Origin of the sequence: Pseudolysinimonas sp., from assembly GCF_049651805.1 — a bacterium.
In the GTDB taxonomy this organism is placed as follows: domain Bacteria; phylum Actinomycetota; class Actinomycetes; order Actinomycetales; family Microbacteriaceae; genus Pseudolysinimonas_A.
The window spans coordinates 92577-112644 of sequence record NZ_JBASCU010000017.1; the positions used below are offsets into that span (position 1 = coordinate 92577).

A 20068-nucleotide genomic window follows, 5' to 3' on the forward strand; every position below is an offset into this window, starting at 1 on the left:
CCCTCGGGGCGGGTCAGACATCGCGACGTTTCACGGCGCCTTGAACCAGGGAGCCTGTCGGATCGCTCGCATGGCTTCACGCTTCGTTTCGGGCTCAAGTCCCTCGACGTAGAGCCGACCCTCTAAGTGGTCGCACTCGTGCTGGAGCGCCTGGGCCATGAGACCCTCCCCCGAGACATCCACGGGGTTGCCGTCGGCGTCGACTCCGGTGACGCGAGCCCACGGGTGACGCAGCCGTGGGAAGAAGAAGCCGGGAACGGAGAGGCATCCTTCGTCGACGAGTTCGGGTTCACCCGAGACTTCGAGCACGGGGTTGAACACATACCCGATCTCGCCGTCGATGTTGTAGCTGAACGCCCGTAAGCCGACGCCGATCTGGTTCGCAGCGACGCCGGCCCGGCCGTCGGGGGTGACCGAGTCGATCAGATCTTCGGCGAGGGCGGCGAGCTTGGGGTCGCCGGGGGCGACGGTGATGGGGTCGGTGCGTGAGCGCAGGACCGGGTCGCCGAACAGGCGGATTTGCCGCTCCGTCACTCGCCCTCGCCCGGGAGTCCATCGACGACCAAGGCGGCGAGTTGCCGCGCGGAGTCCCGGGTGAACGGCCGTAGGGAGTCGTAGCGCACCACTGAACCGGCGGCGAGCTCTGGGTCGTAGGGGATGCGCACGACGGCCCGCACGCGGGACCGGAAGTGGTCTTCGATGTCGTGGAGTTTGTCGAGGTCGGTGCCCTGCGTCGACGCGTTGAGGGCGACGACGGCGTTCGCCGCGAGGGCGCCGTAGCCGTTCGCTTCGAGCCAGGTGAGCGTTTCGGACGCGAGCCGCGCCTCGTCGATGCTGCCCCCCGAGACCACGACGACCGCGTCGGCCCGTTGCAGGGCGGCGCGCATGACCGAGTGCACGACGCCGGTGCCGCTGTCGGTGACGACGATGCCGTAGTGCGGCGAGGCGAGGTCTGCGACGACGTTGTAGCCTCCGTCGTCGAACGCTTCGGCGAGCAGAGGGTCGGAGTCAGAGGCGGCGACATCGAGTCCGGTGGCGTCGCGCGACAGGTGCGTCGCCAGGTCGTGGTGAGCGGCGAGTTCAGGGGCGTGCAGGACGACATCGCGCACCGTCGACCGGGTCTGCTTGGGCACTCGATCGGCGAGGGTTCCACGGTCGGGATTGGCGTCGATGGCGAGCACGTAGTCGTCGCGCACGTCGGCCAGGGCCATGCCGAGCAGCACGGTGACGGTCGTCTTGCCGACGCCGCCCTTTCGGCTGAGCACCGGGATGAACCGGGGTCGGTCGGTAAACGGACGCGCGATTCGCGCGTCGAGTTCTTTGCGTTCGCGCACGGCGGCGGAGTCGCCGAGGTTCACCAGGTGCAGTGTCGCGGCGTACACCAGCTCGGGCCAGGTGCCCTCGGGTACGGGCTTCCGGCCGGGCTTGGCGGGCTTGCGGACCTTCTGTGGCTTGCGCGCTGCCTTCGCAGGGGTCGCCGCGGCTACCACTTCTTCGGGAAGCGGCACGATCTCGGCGGGCTCGTCGGGTTGCTCGTCGGGGTCTGCGGCGATTACGGGCACGACGGATGTCGAGATGGCGATCGACATCGTGGGAACGGCCGAATCGACCGCCGGGGTCACGGCGATCGCGTCGAGTGCGACCACCGCCTCTTCCGGCGGTGCCTCGTGCACGGGCTCAGGAAGCTGCAGGTCGACCGTCAGGCTCGACGGCAACGCGGTCGCGAGATCGTCGTCAGGGTCTTTGCGCATCCTTCTATTCGACCACGACCAGAAGGTCGCCCGCCTCCACTTGCTCTGTCGCGCGGATCGCGAGACGCTTTACGGTTCCCGCGACCGGCGTCGTGATGGCGGCCTCCATCTTCATCGCCTCGATCGACGCGATGGGTTGACCGGCGGTCACGGTGTCGCCTTCGGCGACCTTGAGGGTGACGACCCCTGAGAACGGCGCCGCGACCTGGCCGGGCACGGCGGCATCCGCTTTCTCGGCCGTCTTCGTCTCGACCGTGATCGAAAGATCGCGCACGAACACGGGGCGCAACTGCCCGTTGATGGTCGTCATCACCGTGCGCATGCCCTGCCCGTCGGCCTCGCCGATCGCCTCGAGGGTGAGCAGCAGGTCGACGCCCGGTGCGATCGCCACCGTGTGCTCGACCCCGGGACGCAGCCCGTAGAGGTAGTCGACCGTGTCAACCACTGAGAGGTCGCCGAATTGGTCGCGCACCTGCTCGAACTGTGTCGCGGGCCCGGGGAACAGCAGGCGGTTGAGCGCCGCGCGGCGGGCCACCGACTCGCCGGCGAGCGCTTCGACATCGGCCAGCTCGAGGGGGGTCACCCCGATTTTCACGTCACGTCCGGCGAGCACCTTCGTGCGGAACGGCTCCGGCCACCCCCCGGGAAGGTCGCCGAGTTCGCCGGCCATGAAGCCGATCACCGAGTCGGGGATGTCGTACTTGTCAGGGTTCTGCTCGAAGTCCGTCGGGTCGGCGTTCGAGGCGGCGAGTTGCAGGGCGAGATCACCGACGACCTTCGACGACGGCGTCACCTTCGGGATGCGACCGAGGATGCGGTCGGCGGCCGCATAGTAGTCCTCGATCTTCTCGAACTGGTTGCCGAGCCCGAGCGCGATGGCCTGTTGGCGCAGGTTGGAGAGCTGACCACCCGGGATCTCGTGCCGGTACACCCGACCGGTGGGCCCCGGAAGGCCCGACTCGAACGGCTTGTAGGCGCGCCGCACCGCCTCCCAGTACGGTTCGAGGTCACTGACGGCGTCGAGGGAGATGCCGGTGTCGCGCTCGGTGTGCGCGGTCGCGGCGACGAGTGCCGACAGGCTCGGCTGGCTCGTTGTGCCCGCCATCGGTGCGCTCGCGGCGTCGACGGCATCCGCCCCTGCCCGCGATGCCGCCAGCAAAGTCGCGAGTTGTCCGCCCGCGGTGTCGTGGGTGTGCACGTGCACCGGTAGGTCGAAGTTCTCGCGCAGAGCGGCGACCAGCTTCTCGGCGGCGCCCGCGCGCAAGAGCCCCGCCATGTCTTTCACGGCGAGGATGTGCGCGCCAGCTCTCACCATCTGGTCGGCGAGCTTCAGGTAGTAGTCGAGCGTGTAGAGCTTCTCTCCCGGGTCGAGCAGGTTGCCGGTGTAGCAGAGAGCGACTTCGGCGACGGCGGTACCGGTGTTCAGGACGGCGTCGATCGCGGGCGTCATCTGGTCGACGTCGTTGAGGGCGTCGAAGATGCGGAAGATGTCGACGCCGGTCGCCGTCGCTTCGCTGACGAACGCGTCGGTCACCTCCGTCGGGTACGGCGTGTACCCGACGGTGTTGCGACCGCGCAGCAGCATCTGGATCGCGACGTTGGGCAGCGCCTCCCGCATCGCGGCGAGCCGCTCCCACGGGTCTTCGCCGAGGAACCGCAGCGCGACGTCGTAGGTGGCCCCACCCCACGCCTCGATCGACAGCAGGCCCGGGGTCATGCGCGCGACATGCGGAAGCACCGCCACGAGATCCTTGGTGCGCACGCGGGTGGCGAGCAGCGACTGGTGGGCGTCGCGGAACGTCGTGTCAGTCACGGCGAGCGGCGTTTGCGTCCGCAGCGCCGCGGCGAAACCGGCGGGGCCGAGTTCGAGCAGCCGCTGCCGCGAGCCGTCGGGCGCGACAGCCTCGAGGTCGACCGCTGGCAGCTTGAGCGCCGGGTCGATCGCTCCGCCGCCATCGCCGTTGGGCTGGTTGACGGTGACGTCGGCGAGCCAGTTGAGGATCTTCGAGCCGCGGTCGCGCGACTCGCGGCCGCGCACCAGCCACGGCCGCTCCTCGATGAAAGCCGTCGACAGGTCGCCGGCGATGAAATCGGGATCATCGAGCACCGACTGCAGGAACGGGATGTTGGTGGTGACGCCACGCAGGCGGAACTCGGCCAGGCCACGACGCGCGCGCCGCACCGCCGACGCGAAGTCGCGCCCGCGGCAGGTCATCTTCACCAGCATCGAGTCGAAGTGCGGAGACACCTGGGCGCCCGCGGCGACGGTGCCGCCATCGAGACGCACGCCCGCGCCGCCCGGCGAGCGGTAGGTGGTGATCTTGCCGGTGTCGGGGCGGAACCCGGATGCCGGGTCTTCCGTCGTGATGCGGCACTGCAGGGCGGCACCGTGGATCTGCACTGAGGTCTGCGTCAGGCCGAGATCGGCGAGGGTTTCCCCCGCTGCGATGCGCATCTGCGACTGCACGAGGTCGACATCCGTCACCTCTTCGGTCACCGTGTGCTCCACCTGGATGCGCGGGTTCATCTCGATGAACACGTGTTGCCCGGCGCGCTCCCCCGCGGTGTCGAGCAGGAACTCGACAGTGCCGGCGTTGACGTAGCCGATGCTCTTCGCGAAGGCGACGGCATCCCGGAACATCGCCTGCCGCACGCGATCGTCGAGGTTCGGCGCCGGGGCGATCTCGATCACCTTCTGGTGGCGCCGCTGCACCGAGCAGTCGCGCTCGAACAGGTGGATGGTCTCGCCCGATGAGTCGGCGAGAATCTGCACCTCGATGTGGCGCGGTCGCACCACGGCCTGCTCGATGAACATCGTCGGGTCGCCGAACGCGCTGTCGGCTTCGCGCATCGCCGCTTCCAGGGCGGGGCGCAACTCCTCACGCGTGTCGACGCGCCGCATCCCGCGACCGCCACCCCCGGCGACCGCCTTCGCGAAGACCGGGAACCCGATCTCGTCGGCGCCCGTCAGGAGCACGTCGAGGTCGGTCGTGGCCGGTGTCGACTTCAGCACCGGAACCCCGGCGGAGATCGCGTGTTCCTTCGCGGTGACCTTGTTGCCGGCCATCTCGAGCACGGTGCGGCCGGGACCGATGAACGTGATGCCGTTCTGCGCGGCCGCCTCGGCGAGGTCGGGGTTCTCGGAAAGGAATCCGTAGCCCGGGTAGATCGCGTCGGCGCCCGACTCCTTCGCCACCCTGATCATCTCGGAGACGTCCAGGTACGCGCGCACCGGGTGCCCCTCCTCGCCGATGAGGTAGGCCTCGTCGGCCTTCAGCCGGTGCAGCGAGTTGCGGTCCTCGTACGGATAGACGGCCACCGTCTTCGCCCCGAGCTCGTACGCGGCCCGGAACGCCCGGATCGCGATCTCACCGCGGTTCGCGACCAGGATCTTGCGGAACATGGAGTCCTTTCGACGGGGCGACCTGAGCGGTGGCGGTGACGCTCCTTTCAGGGTACTGAAGGTAGGCTCCCTAATCGTGCATGTGCTCAGCGTCAGCTCCCTCAAAGGGGGCGTGGGAAAGACCACGGTGACGCTCGGGCTCGCGTCGGCCGCCTTCGCGCGGGGTTTGTCGACTCTCGTCGTCGACCTCGACCCGCAGTCCGACGTCTCCACCGGCATGGACATCGACGTCGCCGGGCACATGAACGTCGCCGACGTTCTCGCGTCGCCGAAAGAGAAGATCGTGCGCGCGGCCATCGCGAAGAGCGGCTGGACAAAGGGCCGGCAAGGCGTCGTCGACGTGCTGATCGGATCGCCGTCGGCGATCAACTTCGACGGCCCGCATCCCAGCATCCGAGACATCTGGAAGCTCGAAGAGGCTCTCGCCCACGTCGAGCGCGACTACGAGCTCGTGCTCATCGACTGCGCCCCCTCGCTCAATGCCCTCACCCGCACCGCCTGGGCGGCATCCGACCGCGTCGCCGTCGTCACCGAACCCGGCCTGTTCTCCGTCGCCGCCGCCGACCGCGCTCTGCGCGCGATCGAGGAGATCCGCCGCGGCCTCTCCCCCCGCCTTCAGCCCCTCGGCATCGTCGTCAATCGCGCCCGCGTGCAGTCGCTGGAACACCAGTTCCGCATCAAGGAACTCCGCGACATGTTCGGTCCCCTCGTGCTGAGCCCCCAGCTCCCCGAGCGCACGTCCTTGCAGCAAGCTCAGGGTGCCGCAAAGCCTCTGCACATCTGGCCGGGCGACGGTGCCCAAGAGATGGCCCGCAACTTCGACCAGCTTCTGGAGCGCGTCATGCGTACGGCGCGGCTCAACGACGAGGCGGCCTCCGCAGGGTAGTTCCGCTGGCTAGCTCCTCGTTGGGTCGGGCAACCCGAACCGGTTTTCGAGTCCAGAGCGGGGACCCCTACCCCGATTGACTCGCAAACCGGTTCGGGTCACCCTCAAGGGTCACGCCGCTTCAGGTGGGATGAGGCTTGTCCGTGCCGAAGGTGTCGCTGTCGGGTGACGGTTTCGTCGACACGCCGTCGACACGCCGGGGCGATCACGTCCGGTCACCGCAGGACGACACCTACACCCCTGCGTCGTGGCTCGGGTTCTCGATGCTGAGCTGGCTCCGCCCTTCAAAGGACGGATGACCGCACGGCTTCGTCGAACACAGCGGAGTGCGGGCGCGAAGCGAAGGGCCTAAGAAGCCGCGCGAGCAGCCCGACGCGCCGCGAGTTCGTCGGAGGGGTCTTCCGAAGGGGAGAACTCGACGTCGACGAGGTTGGACTCGACCTCGCGGAGGACTTTGCCGACCGCGATGCCGAAGACGCCCTGACCCTGCGAGACGAGGTCGATGACCTCTTCGTCAGAGGTGCAGAGGTAGACGGATGCGCCGTCGCTCATGAGGGTGGTCTGGGCGAGGTCGTTGATGCCGGAGCTGCGCAGCTGCTCGACGGCGACGCGAATCTGTTGCAGCGAGATGCCGGTGTCGAGGAGGCGCTTGACGAGCTTGAGTACGAGGATGTCGCGGAAGCCGTAGAGGCGCTGCGAGCCGGAGCCGGCGGCGCTGCGCACGGTCGGCTCAACGAGCTGCGTGCGGGCCCAGTAGTCGAGCTGGCGGTAGCTGATGCCGGCGGCTTTCGCCGCGACCGTGCCGCGGTAGCCGGCGTGTTCGTCGAGCTCGGGAAGGCCGTCGGTGAACAGCACCGGCTCGGCCGCATATCGCGACGCGTCGCTCCGGGTCACTTCAGCCATGTCGCTTCCCTAACCTTCAGGTTGAACTTGAGGTTCAAGCTCCTTCGCGGTCTCACGCTACCCCGCGTCCCGAAACCCGACAATGACATCCGGGCGTGTCGTACTGAATTCGCGCCGCCGCTCCTGCGGCGCGAGTGCCGCTTCGCGTGACGAGCGCGGTCGCCACGCTGCGCTGCTCATCCTGACAGCTTGCCGAGGGCACTGCGGATGAGGCTTGACCGCACGACCTCGAGCTGCCCGGCGATCTCGCGCGCCATCTCGAGAGCCTTCGCCCGACTCGACGCGTCCTTACGGCGGGTGACCGGAATCAGGGCGCTCTCGATCAGTCCGAGCTCGCGTTCGGCCGCGGCTCGGAAACCACGCAGGTGACGCGGCTCGATCCCCGACCGCTGCAACTCGACAAGGGCCCTCAGCACCGCCAGCGCATCCTCGCCGTAGTGGTCGCTCGCGACGAGCAGCGACGCCGAGATCGCGTCGTTCAGGAGCATCGCGTTCGCGCCCGACTCCTTGATCAGCTCGACCCTGCTGAGCCGGCGATCACCCGAAAGCATCGAGGGTGCCTGCACCGTCGCGCCGCCCGGCAGCACCGGCTCGCGTCCGGCGTCGAGATCATCGAGGTAGGAGCGGATGACCTTGAGCGGGAGGTAGTAGTCGCGTTGCATCGAGAGCACGAGACGCAAGCGCTCGAGGTCGGAGGCTGAGAACTTGCGGTACCCCGACTCGGTGCGCGACGGCGTGACGAGGTTGCGCTCCTCGAGAAACCGCAGCTTCGACGGTGACAGGTCGGGAAACTCGGGGCTCAGTCGGGCGAGTACCTGGCCGATGCTGAGAAGGCTCGATCCCCCCGACGCTCGCGTCGAGGATGCAACTCCGGCCACTAGTGGCCCGTCGCGCTGCGGTCGGAAAGCCTCTCGAGGCGCGAGGCGTAAAACGTCAATCTGAACTTGCCAACCTGCACTTCGGCTCCATCGCTCAGCAGGGCGGATTCGATACGGACGCCGTCGTAGTACGTTCCGTTGAGCGACCCAAGGTCGCGCACCTGGAATGCCGTGCCCACGCGCACGAACTCGGCGTGACGACGCGACACCGTCACGTCGTCGAGGAAGATGTCGGCGTCCGGGTGACGCCCGACGGTGGTCAGGTCGGCGTCCAGCAGGAACCGCGCTCCGACGTTCGGTCCGCGTCTCACCACGAGCAGTGCCGAACCCGACGGAAGCGCCGCGATCGCCTCTTGCTCCTCGGGCGTGATCCCCGCCTCGAGGGCGGCGAGCTGCGCGACGAACTCGTCGGTGAAGTGCGCAGTCGTGTCGTTCGAGGGCTGCTCCCCGGGCGCCTCGTGCGGCTCGACCATTCCTGACCTCCTAGCGATCCACAGTATCGGATGCGGTCGCCGCCGCCACCCGTACTTCGCGGATCATCCGGGCAGCTTGCAGAATGTAGGCGACGCCCGCCCACCAGTACAGGAACACACCCCAGATCGCGGCCGCCCAGCCGAGCGGGAGGGCGACGGCGGCGACATCCGGGAAGGCGGCCGCGGCCAGCAGCGCCGGCATCGCGAAGAGGATCGCGAAAGTCCCCATCTTGCCGAGATGATGCACAGGAAGCGGGCCGAACCGGTGGTTGGCGAGCACGACGCCGAGGATCAACAGCAGCGCGTCACGCGCGATGATCACCGCGACCAGCCACCACGGCAGCACGTCGACGAAGGCCAACCCGAGCAACGTCGACAGGATGAACAGCCGATCGACGGCGGGGTCGAGCAGCTGGCCGAGCCTGCTCACCTGGTTGAAGTGCCGGGCGACGTAGCCGTCGACGAAGTCGGTGATCGCGGAGACCGCGATCAGCAGCAGCGCCCAGCCGAAGTACCCGAAGACCAGCAGAACCAGAAAGACGGGGATGAGCAGCAGCCGCAACAACGACAGGATGTTCGGGATCGTCACGATCCGCGAACTCACCGGCGGAGCCATCCACCACCTCCCTCGCACATCCTAGGCTCGATCACATGCATCCCCTTCTCGTCGTCTTCGCGGTCGCCGGCGCCGTCGCCGCGTTCTGCTGGGTCGCGTCACTTGTTACCCGCGATCACTCCTGGGTCGACCGACTCTGGTCGATCGTTCCCGTGGTCTACGTATGGATCTTCGCCGGAGCCGCCGGCTTCGCAGATGCCCGGTTGAACATCATGGCGGGGCTGGTGACGCTGTGGGGTGCGCGACTCACCTACAACTTCGCCCGAAAGGGTGGCTACACCGGGGTCGAAGACTACCGATGGCCGATCCTGCGCGAGCGCTTCGGGCCGGCCCGGTTCGCACTCTTCAACATCTTCTTCGTCGTGCTCTACCAGCACGCGCTGCTCGTGCTCATCACGCTTCCGGCGTACACGGCGTATGAGCACCGCGGAACGCCCGTCGGCATCCTCGATTACCTGCTGGCGTTCGTCTTCCTCGCCCTGCTCGCCGGCGAGACCGTCGCCGACCAGCAGCAGTGGGACTTCCACCAGGCCAAGAAGGCTGCGCTCGATGCCGGTGAGCAGCCGCACCCCCGCTTTCTGCAGACCGGGTTGTGGCGCTATTCCCGCCATCCGAACTTCTTCTTCGAGCAGGCCCAGTGGTGGACCTTGTTCTTCTTCGGTGCGATCGCCGCCGGGTCGGTGCTGCAATGGACGGTGCTCGGCGCCGCGCTGCTCACGGCGCTCTTCATCGGGTCGACGATCTTCACCGAGAGCATCACCAGGTCGAAATACCCGGAATATGCCGACTACCAGGCGACCACGTCCGCGATCGTGCCACTACCGCGGCGCGGACAGCGTCTAGCTCGGCCAGCCTGAGGAATCAAGGGTCTGCCGATCCCGAGTCGATCAGGGTTGGCTGACAGCAGGAAGGAGGCACCAACAATGTCTCTACTGGGAATCATCATCGCCATCATCGCGGTGGCTCTTCTGCTCACCGGGGGGCTGGTCCAGTCCCTACAGTTCCTGCTCTGGGTCGGAATCGCGCTCGCCATCATCGCGGCGATCGTCTTCTTGGTCCGCTACCTCGGCTCGGGACGAACCACACCCTGACACCCGAGTTCGGCGCCGCGCCTCCGGCTTTCCGTCGGAGGCGCGGCGTCGTGCGTTAACGTCGAAGGCATGTCCTGCATCCGGTTCAACACCCCGGCCCAACGCAGGCAGCTCGCGGCGATGGCGCCGTCGATGCTGACCGCTGCGGAAGTCGCGGCGCGGCATCCCGCTCCCCCGGTGACGGCGAGCAAGATCGCCCGCCTTCGGCTGCTGGCGCGGCACGAGAACCCGAAGATCCGAGAGAGCGTCGCCAGTAGCTACCACGCACCGGCTGATGTCGTCGCGGCCCTCGCGACGGATCCCGACGCCGGCGTGCGCGCCTGGCTCGCCCGCAACGAGACCACACCGTGCGACGTTCTGCGGCAGCTCGCCCACGACGAGTCGGACACCGTGCGCGGCTGGGTGGCCGTCAACTTCTTCGTGCCGGCCGACGTCATGGCCGAACTGGCCGACGACCCGAGCCCGGTCGTGCGCCATCTCGTGGCGTGGAAGGCGGCGCTGGCGGAACCGGCGAGTTCAGTCGCCCAGGAGCTCGTCGAGGCGTGACCTGAGCTCGGGCCAGCCGGCTGCGAAACCCGGATGCAGCGGCAGCTCGGCGACGGCACCGAACGGCACCCAGTCGAGGGCTTCGCTCTCGGCGTCGCCGATGATCGGGGCGAAGAGCTCGTCCGCGCGCGCGAGCACCGTCGTGTACGACCAGTAGCCGAGGTCGAACACCGAGGTGCCGAGCACCGTCACCAGCTCCGGCGGAACCCCGGCCTCTTCGTCGGCTTCGCGAATCGCGGCGGCTTCGGGGCTCTCGCCGGCCTTGCGGGCGCCACCGGGGAGCCCCCACGTGCCGCCGAGGTGACTCCACACCGCCCGCAATTGCAGCAGCACCCCGGCATCCGGATGGGCGAGCAGCAGACCCGCGGCGCCGAACGTTCCCCAGTACCGGCCGCGGGGGCCCTCGACCCAGGTGTCTTCTGGGCCCCGGGGTCGCCGCGCGGCGGGGTCGTGGGTGGCGCGGGTCACGCGCTCCACTCTAGGAGCCACGCGGGCTGATCGACTGCGGGCTGATCGACTGCGGGCTGATCGGCTGCGGGCTTAGGGTCGGTGCATGGCCGATCGCCTCGACGCGTGGATCTGGGCCGTGCGTCTGGTGAAGTCGCGGTCGGCCGCGACGGCGTTGGTGCGGGCCGGTCATGTGCGCCTCAACGGCGAGCGAGCGAAGGCTGCGCAGCCGGTGAAGATCGGCGACGAGGTGCGGCTGCGCACCGGCGACGTGAACCGCATCGTCGTCGTGCGACAGGTGCTCGCCAAACGGGTGGGTGCGCCGCAGGCAGCGGTCGCCTACGACGACCTCACCCCCGCTCCCCTGCCCCCCGAGGAGCGCGTTCTCGTCGCGACCCGCGAACGCGGCGCGGGTCGCCCCACGAAACGCGACCGCCGCGCCATCGACCGGCTGACCGCAGCGGGCTCAGCGGGCGACGTTGACCAACCCGCTGAAGCCCTCGGGAACGATGACGAGGTTGCCCGCCGCCGCTAGCTCCTTGAGGGTGTCGAGGTAGCGCTGCTGCAGGATCGCATCGGTGAGGCTCGCGTTGAGGATCGCGTTGGCTTCGGCCTCGGCTTGCGCCTGCACGATCTTCTGCTGCGCCGACACCTGCACGGCCTCGAGCCGGTTCTGTTCGGTCTGCACCTGGATCGCGGCCTCCTGCGCTGCCGCGAAGGCCGCCGTGACCTGTTCGCCGTAGCGGATCTCTTGGAGGGCGACGTCTTCGACGATGATCCCGTCGTTCTCCCAACGGCGTTCGAGCGCTTCGAGGATGTCCTGCTGAACGGCGTCGCGATCCGTGAGCATGTCGATCGTCGCGTAGCGACCGGGCACGGAGCGCACCACCGATCGGATGTCGTTGAAGATCAGCCGGGTGCGGAGGTTCTCTTCGTTGTAGTACGCGCTGTAGATGTCGATGACGGCATCGGGGTCGAGCGAGTAGCGGATGGCGATGTCGATGTTCGCCGTCACCCCCTCCGCGTCCTGCACCGTGATCTGCGGGCCGTCGGGGTTGCCGCCGATGTTGTCGCCCTCGCCGTAGGACTGCTCGCTCACGAAGACGGCGCGCTGGTTGCGCACGTCGAACGTGACGGTGTCGACCCACGGAGCTTTCCAGTGGAGTCCCGCCGCCGTCTGGTAGCCGACGATCGCACCCGTCCAGTCGCGCAACACGTTCGCCTGCCCGACGTCCTGCCGGAAGAACGAGCTGAAGACCAGGAATGCCGCGCCGATCACGAACAGCACCACCGCCGCCCAGCGCGCGGCGCGGGAGATGATCACGTTCGTGCCGCGGCGGAAGGCGCTGCCGTTCGGCGTCTCGCCGGCGGCGACGACGCGCGCTTTGGCGTTCGACGCCGCCACGATCAGGGCGACGACGCCCGCAAGCAGGAAGATCAGGCTGACGATGAACATGGGGTCAGGATACTGACGCCACGCCCCCCGTGAGCAACCTAGTTCGGGGCGCTGGTCTCGGAGCTCGGGGCGACTTTCGCTCGGGACAATCCCCGCTCGATCGCCGCGATCACCTCGGGAGCGTCGGGCTGCACCTTCGGGCGGAATCGCGACACCTCACCGTCGGGCGAGATCACGAACTTCTCGAAGTTCCACTTGACGTTGCCCGCCTTGCCGTCGGAGTCGGGCTCACGGGTGAGTGCCGCATAGAGCGGGTGCTTGCGGATGCCGTTGACCCGCGTCTTGTCCATGAGCGGAAAGGTCACGCCGTAGGTCGTCGAGCAGAACTCTTTGATGTCGTCGGCGGAACCGGGCTCCTGACCGAGGAACTGGTTGCAGGGAAACCCGATGACCGTCAGCCCTTGATCGCCGTACTGCTTCTGCAACTCTTCGAGCTTCGAGTACTGCGGGGTGTTGCCGCACCGCGAGGCCACGTTGACGACAAGCAAGGTGCGGTCGCCGAAGTCGCCGAGTGAGGTCTTCTCGCCGTCGATCGTGCGGAACGTGATGCGTCGTGCACTCGTATCGATGGCCATGGTCCGAGGCTAGCCGCCGGCCATCCGCCTTCGCTGGGAGCACCCGCCCCCGAAATGACGGAAGCCCGGCGCTGGGAGGCACCGGGCTGTTCCGATCACGGGGGGCGCGTTTCGGATGAATCCGAGGTGAGGGGGAGCGGGGGGCCGGGTTGGGGGGAATCCGGCCCCTCCGCTCATCCGGATGGCTTTCAAGGAGATTCGGGTTCCTCGCGGGGGTTGCCATCCGATGACGGAACACTGGGGGGGTGCGCTCCGTCTGAGATCAGACTGGCGCACCAACCTCAGGATGCCACCCCCTCAATCCTCAAGATTCGCTCAAGCTCGCGTCGTAGGCTGAGCGGGTGAACGAGATCACCCACGAGCCCGACGCGCACCGCTACGTGCTGCGTCGCGGTGGCGAACTCGTGAGCGTGCTCGAATACCGCGACCACGGCACGGGAACGGTGATGCATCACACGGTGACGGTGCCGAAGTTCCGCGGTCAGGGCCATGCAGCAGAGCTCGTCGAGTTCGCGGTGCGCGATGTGGAGACCCGGGGTGCCGGCCCGATCATCCCGACCTGCTGGTACGTCGCCGACTGGTTCGCGACGCACCCGGAGCGCCGGGCGGTGCTCGGCTGACGTGAGTCCTCGCGCCGGCTACACCGCGGCACAGGTGCGTGCCGCCGAGCAGCCGCTGCTCGACGCCGGCGTTCCGCTGATGCGTCACGCCGCTGCGGCGCTCGCGGCCGAGCTCCGTGGTCTCACCCCGAGCCACGTGCTCGTGCTGGTGGGAGGCGGCGACAACGGGGGCGACGCCCTCTTCGCGTCGGCAGAGCTCGCTACCGAAGGAGTCTCGGTCGATCTCATTCCCACCGCCTCGCGTCATCACGACGAGGGTGCTGCTGCGGCGCTCGCTTCGGGTTGCCGGTGGGCGAATGCGGCCGACGCATCCCGGCTCGCGGCGGCTGCCGACGTCATCCTCGACGGCATCCTGGGCACCGGAACGGGCCGCTCCCCCGCGCTCCGGGGCGCCGCGCGCGACATCGTCGCCGCGATCCTGCCGGTGCTCGATGCACCCGAACGCGCCCGGGTGGTGGCGGTGGACATCCCGAGCGGTATCGGACCCGACGACGGTGCCGTGCCCGATCCGGCGGTGCTGCCGGCGGATCTCACGGTGACGTTCGGCGCCGAGAAGGCGGGCCTGCTGCTCGAACCGGGATCGCGCTACGCGGGCCGCGTCGTGCTCGTCGATCTGGGGCTGGGGCCGCACCTCGGCGAGCCGGTGGTCACCGCGGAGTGAGCCGGAACACCCGTAAGGTGCGCCCTGCGGTGACCTCGTACTGGCGATAGCCCGGCCAGTTGCGTTCGAGCTTCGGCCAGGTCAGTTCGCGTTCGACGTCGTCGAGGGGCGTGGCCGTCACGTCGATGCGGCGCCCATGCAGGCTGACGGCGACGTCGGGATGCGCCAACAGGTTCGCGGTCCAGGCGGGATGTGCGTCGCGGGCGAAGTTGCTGCCGACGACGAGCATGTCGCGTCCGTCGGGGCAATACATCAGCACGGTGTCGCGTTCGAGACCCGACTTCGCCCCGATCGTGTGCAGCACGAGCGTCGGAACTCCGAGCCCGCTGAGTTGCACTCGGCCGCCGGTCACCCGCTTCATGACAAGCTCGAGTGGCGGCATGACCGTCGGGCCGACCCGGCGGAAGACGGCGGTGCGCGACAGCCACGCGACGGGTGCGCGAAGGAACCGCGGAAGGACCACCCGGCCACTCTGCCCGATTCGAGTCGATCGCGGGTGGTGGGGAATGTCTGTCACCGCTACAGCGCTGCACCGGAGGTGAAGCGCATCGGATTCCTCTCGTTCGGCCACTGGGCGCCCGGTCGCGGGTCGCTCGTCGGGACCGCCGCCGACGCGTTGCAGCAGACGCTGGAACTGGCAGTGGCAGCCGAGGAGGTCGGCGCCGACGGGGCGTTCGTGCGGGTGCACCACTTCGCGCGGCAACTTGCCTCCCCGTTCCCGCTGCTCGCCGCGATCGGCGCCCGCACGTCGCGGATCGAGATCGGCACCGCGGTCATCGACATGCGCTATGAGAACCCGCTGTACATGGCCGAGGATGCCGCCGCCGCCGACCTGCTGAGCGGCGGCCGGCTGCAACTCGGCATCAGTCGCGGCTCACCCGAGACCGCGCTTCGCGGTGCGGAATCGTTCGGCTACGTTCCCGCCGACGGCGAGACGGATGCCGACCTGGCTCGTCGACACACCGAGGTGTTCCGCGCGGCGATTGCCGGGGCGGGCGTCGCGATGTCCAACCCGCAGCTGACCGGCGTCTCCCAGCCCCTTCCGATCGAGCCCCGCTCCCCCGGGCTGCCCGACCGCGTCTGGTGGGGCGCCGGCACCCGGGCGACCGCCGTCTGGACCGCGGAGCAGGGCATGAACCTCATGTCGTCGACGCTGCTCACCGAAGAGACCGGCGCCTCGCTCGCCGATCTGCAGGCCGAGCAGATCCGGCTGTACCGCGACGCGTGGAAAGCTGCCGGCCACGAACGCGAGCCCCGCGTGTCGATCAGCCGCAGCATCCTGCCGATCATCGACGACGAGACCGAGCACTACTTCGGGTTGCGCGCCCAAGCCGACGGTCAGGATCAGGTCGGCCATCTCGACGGCGGGCTGGCGCGCTTCGGCCGGTCGTACATCGGCGCGCCCGACAAGATCGCCGAAGAGCTGGCTCAGGATGCCGCGGTGCAGGCGGCCGACACGATCCTCGTGACCGTGCCGAACCAGCTCGGCGTCGACTTCAACGCTCGCATCCTGGAATCGATCGTGCGCGACATCAAGCCGGCCCTCGGCCACTAACCTCGACCACGTGACGATCCCCGGCCCGTGGCTGCGCACCGCGGCGGGCGCGGGTCTCGTCGCAGCCGACGGCTCGGTCGGCGCGACGATCTTCGCCGAGATGAGCGCCCTCGCCGCGAGCACGGGTGCGATCAATCTCGGCCAGGGCTTCCCCGATACCGACGGCCCACCCGAAGTGCTCGAGGCCGCGCGGGAGGCGATCGCCGCCGGGATCAACCAGTACCCGCCGGGGCGCGGGATGCCGGTGCTGCGTGAGGCGATCGCGCGGCACCAGCAGCGCTTCTACGGTCTCGCGGTCGACCCCGATACCGAGGTGCTCGTCACCGCGGGAGCGACGGAGGCGCTCGCCGCGACGCTGCTCGCCGTGCTCGAACCCGGCGATGAGGTCGTGACCTTCGAGCCGTACTACGACTCGTACGCCGCGATCGTCGCCCTCGCGGGCGCTCGACTGGTGACGGTGCCGCTCGAGTGGCCGGCCTTCGCGCCCGACTCCGACCGACTTCGAGCGGCCGTCACAGCGCGCACTCGCATCGTGCTCGTCAACGACCCGCACAACCCGACGGGTGCGGTGCTCGACCGTGCGACGCGCGAGCTGATCGTCGAACTCGCGACGCGTCACGACGCGTTCATCGTCACCGACGAGGTCTACGAGCATCTGCGCTTCGGATCGCCGCACGAGCCGATCGCGACCCTTCCCGGGGCGGCCGAGCGCACGATCACGATCTCGTCGGGCGGGAAGACTTTCTCGACGACCGGCTGGAAGATCGGTTGGCTGCACGCCCGCGCCGACTTGGTAACCGCCATCCTCAGCGTCAAGCAGTTTCTGACGTATGTGAACGGCGCGCCGTTCCAGCCGGCGATCGCCGCCGGGCTCGACCTCCCCGACTCGTTCTACGCGCGGATCGCCGCCGACCTCGGCGCCGGCCGCGACATCCTCGTCGACGGCCTGCGGCGCGCGGGCCTGACGGTGTCGGTTCCCGAGGGGTCGTACTTCGTCGTGGCCGACGCTGCTCCCTTCGGAGCGACGGATGCCGCCGCGTTCTGTCGCGAGCTGGCGACGACGGCGGGCGTGGTCGGCATCCCGGTCTCGGCGTTCACCGCGACAGCCGGTGCCTACGCCGGTCTTGTGCGGTTCGCCTTCTGCAAGCGGCCCGAGGTGTTGCGTGAGGCGGCGCAGCGGTTGGCGACGCTCGCGCGATAGATCATCTATTGCTTTTCGATAGGTTTCTATCGATACTCGATAGATGACCGATTCTCTGCCTGTCGAGCTCCCCCGCCCGTGGCTGCCCATCGTGGTGGCCGCGTATGTCGCCCTCGGCATCCTCTTTCTCGGCGTCGCGGTCGTCCAATACGGACTGTTCGTGCTGTCGGGCTACTACGCCGAAGAGCTTCCGCAGTACGCGCACCTGCGCACGCCCCTGTTCGCGCTGATGATCGGTGGCGGGGTGTGTGTGCAGGCCGGCGTGATCGCGACCATCGTGCTCGTGGCCCGGGTGCGCGCCGGCACCATCCTCGAACCGCGGGCCATCCGCTGGGTCGACGTGCTGGTCGCAGCCGTGACGCTCGCCGGCCTCATCACCGTCGCGCTCGTGATCATCCTGCGGATCGTCGACGCGCTGCCTCCCGGTGCGATGCTCATCCTCGTGCTCGGCGGAGTCGGCCTGCTCGTGCTCGACCTGCTGCTGCTCGTGTTGCGCTCCCTGCTGCGCCGCGCCATCATCCTGCGCACCGAACTGGATGAGGTCGTCTGATGGCGATCCGCATCTCGATCGACCGCCTGCTGGTCGAGCGCGGGATGAGCGTCGGCGACTTCGCCGAAGCGATCGGCATCACCCCGGCGAACGTCGCCGTGCTCAAGAACGGGCGGGCGAAAGCCGTGCGGTTCTCGACGCTCGACGCCATGTGCCGCGTGCTCGACTGCCAGCCGGGCGACCTGCTCGGCTACAACCCCGACTGATCCCCGCGGATCAGGCCGGCGGCTCGCGCCGGTTCCGCGTACGCGGCAGCGAGCGTCGCGACGGTGTCGTGCGCATTGAGCCCGCTCGGGTTGGGCACGACCCACAGCCTCGCCTCCGCGATTCCGTCGGGTTGCTCGCCCGCTGTTGCCTTCGGCCGATCGAACCCCAGCCGGTAGGCGGTGATGCCGACGACCGCGACGACAGCGGGGCGCTGGCGCCGCACCGTCTCGACGAGACGCCGAGCCCCCGCGCGCAGCTCGTCACGCGAGAGCTCGTCGGCCCGGGCCGTCGCCCGATTCACGAAGTTGGTGATGCCGATGCCGCGCGCGAGAACGGCCGCGCGCTCGGCATCCGTCATTCCCGATGCGAAGTCGGGCAGGGTCTCGATGATCCCCGCCGCGAGCAACGCCGGGTAGAACCGGTTGCCCGGGTAGGCGAAGTGGGTCTGGGTCGCCGCCGTCCAGAGTCCCGGGTTGATGCCGACGAACAGCAGCTGCATCCCGTCACCGACGAGGTCGGGAACTGCGACGTCGCGATACGCCTCAAGTTCGGCGCGCGTGAAACCCATCAGCGCTGATCCCGATCAGCGCAACGGGGCGAGCGCGTCCCAGATTGCGTCGGCCACGATCTCGCGCGTCGCGTCGCCGCCGATCTCGACGAGCTGCCCGAGCGGCACGTCGCTGGCGAAGGCCTTCAGATACAGGTCGCGAGCCTTCTCGAGTGCCGACGCCTTGTCGAAGGGACCCGTGTTGAACTCCCCTCGCGCCTCGAGGCGGGCGACACACGCCTCGACCGAGGTGTCGACGAAGACGGTGGCGTCGGGTTCCATCGCCCGCGAGTTGAGGGTGCGCACCCACTCGAACGGCAGCCCCTGCGAGGTCTGATACGCGAGCGACGACGCCACGTACCGGTCGCTCACGACCCAGGTGCCGGCATCCAGCAGCGCTCGGATCTCGACGGTGTGCTCGATGCGGTCGGCGGCGAACGTCAGCGCGACCGTCTCGGGTTCCAGGTGCAGATCGCCGTCGGTGAAGGCCCGCGCGATCCGGCCGATCGCCCCGTCGGTCGGTTCTTTCGTGAGTTCGACCAGGATGCCGTGCTCGATGAGGCGGGCAGCGAGAAGCGCCCCCTGCGTGGTGGTGCCGGCGCCGTCGAGGCCTTCGAGCACGATGAATCTGCCACGCGTGCTCACGCCTCCGATGCTACCGGGGCGAGAATCGGTGCATGTCGCTCGTCGCCCCGATGCTCGCCAAGTCCGTCGAGAAGGTGCCGGAGGGCGACCTGCAGTACGAGCCGAAGTGGGACGGCTTTCGGGGCATCGTGCAGGTCAGCGAGGCAGGAGTCGAAATCGGCAGTCGTGGCGACAAGCCGCTCACCCGCTACTTTCCCGAACTGGTGGACGCGTTCGGCCGGCTGTTGCCGCCGTGTGTGCTCGACGGTGAGATCGTCGTCACGATCGAATGGGAGGGAAAACGCCGCCTGCACTGGGACTCGCTGACCCAGCGCATCCACCCCGCCGAGAGCCGCGTGACACGCCTCTCACAGGAGACCCCCGCGTCGTTCGTCGCCTTCGACGTGCTGTCGATCGGCGACCGTGACCTCGCCGGTGAACCCCTCTCCGTGCGCCGGGCGGAGCTCGAGAAACTGTTCGCCAGCGTGCCCGCTCCCCTGCATCTCACCCGCACCACCCGCGACGTCGAACTCGCCCGGCGCTGGCTCGACGAGTTCGAAGGGGCCGGGCTGGATGGCGTGGTCGCCAAGCCGCTCGACCAGCCGTACCAGCCGGGCAAGCGCGCGATGTTCAAGATCAAGCACAAGCGCACCGCGGATGTCGTGCTGCTCGGCTACCGCATCCACAAGTCGGGTCAGGGGGTCGGATCGCTGCTGCTCGGGCTGTACCACGACGGACAGCTACGCCCGGTCGGCGGGGTGTCGGCGTTCAGCAACGCGCGGCGGCTGGAGTTGATCGACGAGTTGGCGCCTCTGGTCGAACGCGGTGACGACGGTGCGGCGGTGACCGGCGAGAAGGAGCGCAGCCGGTTCTCGTCGGGCAAAGACGTGTCGTTCGTGCAGTTGCGCCCCGAACGGGTGCTCGAGGTGCGGTACGACCAGATGGAGGCCGGGCGCTTCCGGCACACCGTGCAGTTCGAGCGGTGGCGACCCGACCGCGACCCGGAGTCGTGCACGTACGACCAACTCGACGTGCCTGTCGCGTACGACCTGGACGACGTGTTGCAGTAGGGGTCTCG

Annotated in this window: 25 protein-coding genes; 12 read left to right on the forward strand and 13 right to left on the reverse strand. The window is 68.7% G+C overall.

Annotation, left to right across the window (positions count from 1 at the left end; translation table 11 throughout):
* Window positions 1–30 precede the first annotated feature (30 nt).
* The 3 genes from WBL06_RS03445 to WBL06_RS03455 are packed head-to-tail and all read right to left on the reverse strand — an operon-like array spanning window position 31 to window position 5154.
* Window positions 31–534, reverse strand: a complete 504-nt coding sequence (locus WBL06_RS03445) for a peptide deformylase (RefSeq protein WP_424454578.1) — start codon at window positions 532–534, stop codon at window positions 31–33.
* Window positions 531–1751, reverse strand: a complete 1221-nt coding sequence (locus WBL06_RS03450; protein ID WP_424454579.1) for an AAA family ATPase — start codon at window positions 1749–1751, stop codon at window positions 531–533. The genes WBL06_RS03445 and WBL06_RS03450 overlap by 4 nt, the downstream gene beginning before the upstream one ends.
* Before the next feature lie 4 nt (window positions 1752–1755).
* Entirely contained in the window at window positions 1756–5154 is a 3399-nt protein-coding gene (locus WBL06_RS03455) for a pyruvate carboxylase (RefSeq protein ID WP_424454580.1), read from the reverse strand.
* Between the two features lie 76 nt (window positions 5155–5230).
* Between WBL06_RS03455 and WBL06_RS03460 the strand changes: the two genes are divergently transcribed.
* Entirely contained in the window at window positions 5231–6040 is an 810-nt protein-coding gene (locus tag WBL06_RS03460; RefSeq protein WP_424454581.1) for a ParA family protein, read from the forward strand.
* Window positions 6041–6388: 348 nt separating this feature from the next.
* Here WBL06_RS03460 and WBL06_RS03465 read toward each other — a convergent pair whose 3' ends face one another.
* The 4 genes from WBL06_RS03465 to WBL06_RS03480 all read right to left on the reverse strand — a co-directional run bounded on the left by WBL06_RS03465 (window position 6389) and on the right by WBL06_RS03480 (window position 8898).
* Complete coding sequence (locus WBL06_RS03465) at window positions 6389–6943, reverse strand: MerR family transcriptional regulator (RefSeq protein ID WP_191282198.1); 555 nt, start codon at window positions 6941–6943, stop codon at window positions 6389–6391.
* Between the two features lie 176 nt (window positions 6944–7119).
* Entirely contained in the window at window positions 7120–7821 is a 702-nt protein-coding gene (locus WBL06_RS03470; protein ID WP_424454582.1) for a MerR family transcriptional regulator, read from the reverse strand.
* Window positions 7821–8294 (reverse strand): FHA domain-containing protein, encoded by a 474-nt coding sequence (locus WBL06_RS03475; RefSeq protein WP_424454583.1) that lies wholly within the window; start codon window positions 8292–8294, stop codon window positions 7821–7823. Before WBL06_RS03475 ends, WBL06_RS03470 begins: the two co-directional genes overlap by 1 nt.
* 10 nt (window positions 8295–8304) lie before the next feature.
* Window positions 8305–8898 carry a CDP-alcohol phosphatidyltransferase family protein gene (locus WBL06_RS03480; RefSeq protein WP_424454584.1) on the reverse strand — a complete coding sequence of 198 codons (594 nt, stop codon included), beginning with the start codon at window positions 8896–8898 and terminating at the stop codon, window positions 8305–8307.
* A gap of 47 nt (window positions 8899–8945) precedes the next feature.
* Between WBL06_RS03480 and WBL06_RS03485 the strand changes: the two genes are divergently transcribed.
* The 3 genes from WBL06_RS03485 to WBL06_RS03495 all read left to right on the forward strand — a co-directional run bounded on the left by WBL06_RS03485 (window position 8946) and on the right by WBL06_RS03495 (window position 10547).
* On the forward strand, window positions 8946–9767 hold the full coding sequence (locus WBL06_RS03485) for a DUF1295 domain-containing protein (RefSeq protein WP_424454585.1): 822 nt from the start codon (window positions 8946–8948) through the stop codon (window positions 9765–9767).
* Between the two features lie 66 nt (window positions 9768–9833).
* Complete coding sequence (locus tag WBL06_RS03490; protein ID WP_424454586.1) at window positions 9834–10001, forward strand: hypothetical protein; 168 nt, start codon at window positions 9834–9836, stop codon at window positions 9999–10001.
* A gap of 69 nt (window positions 10002–10070) precedes the next feature.
* A complete protein-coding gene (locus WBL06_RS03495) occupies window positions 10071–10547 on the forward strand; it encodes a hypothetical protein (protein ID WP_424454587.1) in 477 nt (158 codons plus the stop codon).
* On the opposite strand, the gene WBL06_RS03500 is transcribed toward WBL06_RS03495, so the two are convergent.
* Window positions 10518–11015: an NUDIX domain-containing protein gene (locus WBL06_RS03500; protein ID WP_424454588.1), complete on the reverse strand. Its 498-nt coding sequence runs from the start codon at window positions 11013–11015 to the stop codon at window positions 10518–10520. The two genes, WBL06_RS03495 and WBL06_RS03500, sit on opposite strands and share 30 nt — an antisense overlap.
* Window positions 11016–11100: 85 nt before the next feature.
* On the opposite strand from WBL06_RS03500, the gene WBL06_RS03505 reads away from it, so the two are divergent.
* A complete protein-coding gene (locus WBL06_RS03505) occupies window positions 11101–11529 on the forward strand; it encodes an RNA-binding S4 domain-containing protein (protein WP_424454589.1) in 429 nt (142 codons plus the stop codon).
* Here the strand turns inward: WBL06_RS03505 and WBL06_RS03510 are convergent.
* Together WBL06_RS03510 and WBL06_RS03515 are read right to left on the reverse strand one after the other, a co-directional pair.
* Entirely contained in the window at window positions 11461–12450 is a 990-nt protein-coding gene (locus WBL06_RS03510; RefSeq protein ID WP_424454590.1) for an SPFH domain-containing protein, read from the reverse strand. The two genes, WBL06_RS03505 and WBL06_RS03510, sit on opposite strands and share 69 nt — an antisense overlap.
* Window positions 12451–12488: 38 nt before the next feature.
* The gene (locus tag WBL06_RS03515; RefSeq protein ID WP_424454591.1) at window positions 12489–13025 is read right to left on the reverse strand and encodes a glutathione peroxidase; all 537 of its coding nucleotides are present in this window, start codon (window positions 13023–13025) and stop codon (window positions 12489–12491) included.
* 341 nt (window positions 13026–13366) lie between these two features.
* Between WBL06_RS03515 and WBL06_RS03520 the strand changes: the two genes are divergently transcribed.
* Complete coding sequence (locus WBL06_RS03520; RefSeq protein WP_424454592.1) at window positions 13367–13645, forward strand: GNAT family N-acetyltransferase; 279 nt, start codon at window positions 13367–13369, stop codon at window positions 13643–13645.
* A gap of 1 nt (window position 13646) precedes the next feature.
* Window positions 13647–14306 (forward strand): NAD(P)H-hydrate epimerase, encoded by a 660-nt coding sequence (locus WBL06_RS03525; protein WP_424454593.1) that lies wholly within the window; start codon window positions 13647–13649, stop codon window positions 14304–14306.
* Here the strand turns inward: WBL06_RS03525 and WBL06_RS03530 are convergent.
* Window positions 14293–14769 (reverse strand): nitroreductase family deazaflavin-dependent oxidoreductase, encoded by a 477-nt coding sequence (locus WBL06_RS03530; protein WP_424454594.1) that lies wholly within the window; start codon window positions 14767–14769, stop codon window positions 14293–14295. The genes WBL06_RS03525 and WBL06_RS03530 overlap by 14 nt on opposite strands.
* Window positions 14770–14844: 75 nt before the next feature.
* Here WBL06_RS03530 and WBL06_RS03535 point away from each other — a divergent pair, with 75 nt between their 5' ends.
* Genes WBL06_RS03535 through WBL06_RS03550 form a run of 4 tightly spaced genes read left to right on the forward strand, consistent with a single transcriptional unit; the run spans window position 14845 to window position 17818 of the window.
* Entirely contained in the window at window positions 14845–15861 is a 1017-nt protein-coding gene (locus WBL06_RS03535; protein ID WP_424454595.1) for an LLM class flavin-dependent oxidoreductase, read from the forward strand.
* A 10-nt stretch (window positions 15862–15871) separates the two neighbouring features.
* Window positions 15872–17062, forward strand: a complete 1191-nt coding sequence (locus WBL06_RS03540; RefSeq protein WP_424454596.1) for an aminotransferase class I/II-fold pyridoxal phosphate-dependent enzyme — start codon at window positions 15872–15874, stop codon at window positions 17060–17062.
* A 43-nt stretch (window positions 17063–17105) separates the two neighbouring features.
* On the forward strand, window positions 17106–17612 hold the full coding sequence (locus WBL06_RS03545; protein ID WP_424454597.1) for a DUF2975 domain-containing protein: 507 nt from the start codon (window positions 17106–17108) through the stop codon (window positions 17610–17612).
* On the forward strand, window positions 17612–17818 hold the full coding sequence (locus tag WBL06_RS03550; protein WP_424454598.1) for a helix-turn-helix domain-containing protein: 207 nt from the start codon (window positions 17612–17614) through the stop codon (window positions 17816–17818). Before WBL06_RS03545 ends, WBL06_RS03550 begins: the two co-directional genes overlap by 1 nt.
* Here WBL06_RS03550 and WBL06_RS03555 read toward each other — a convergent pair.
* Entirely contained in the window at window positions 17803–18387 is a 585-nt protein-coding gene (locus tag WBL06_RS03555) for a mismatch-specific DNA-glycosylase (RefSeq protein WP_424454599.1), read from the reverse strand. The genes WBL06_RS03550 and WBL06_RS03555 overlap by 16 nt on opposite strands.
* Window positions 18388–18402: 15 nt before the next feature.
* Window positions 18403–19011 (reverse strand): dTMP kinase, encoded by a 609-nt coding sequence (tmk, locus tag WBL06_RS03560; RefSeq protein WP_424454600.1) that lies wholly within the window; start codon window positions 19009–19011, stop codon window positions 18403–18405.
* A 32-nt stretch (window positions 19012–19043) separates the two neighbouring features.
* Between tmk and WBL06_RS03565 the strand changes: the two genes are divergently transcribed.
* Complete coding sequence (locus WBL06_RS03565) at window positions 19044–20060, forward strand: ATP-dependent DNA ligase (RefSeq protein WP_424454601.1); 1017 nt, start codon at window positions 19044–19046, stop codon at window positions 20058–20060.
* Window positions 20061–20068 lie beyond the last annotated feature (8 nt).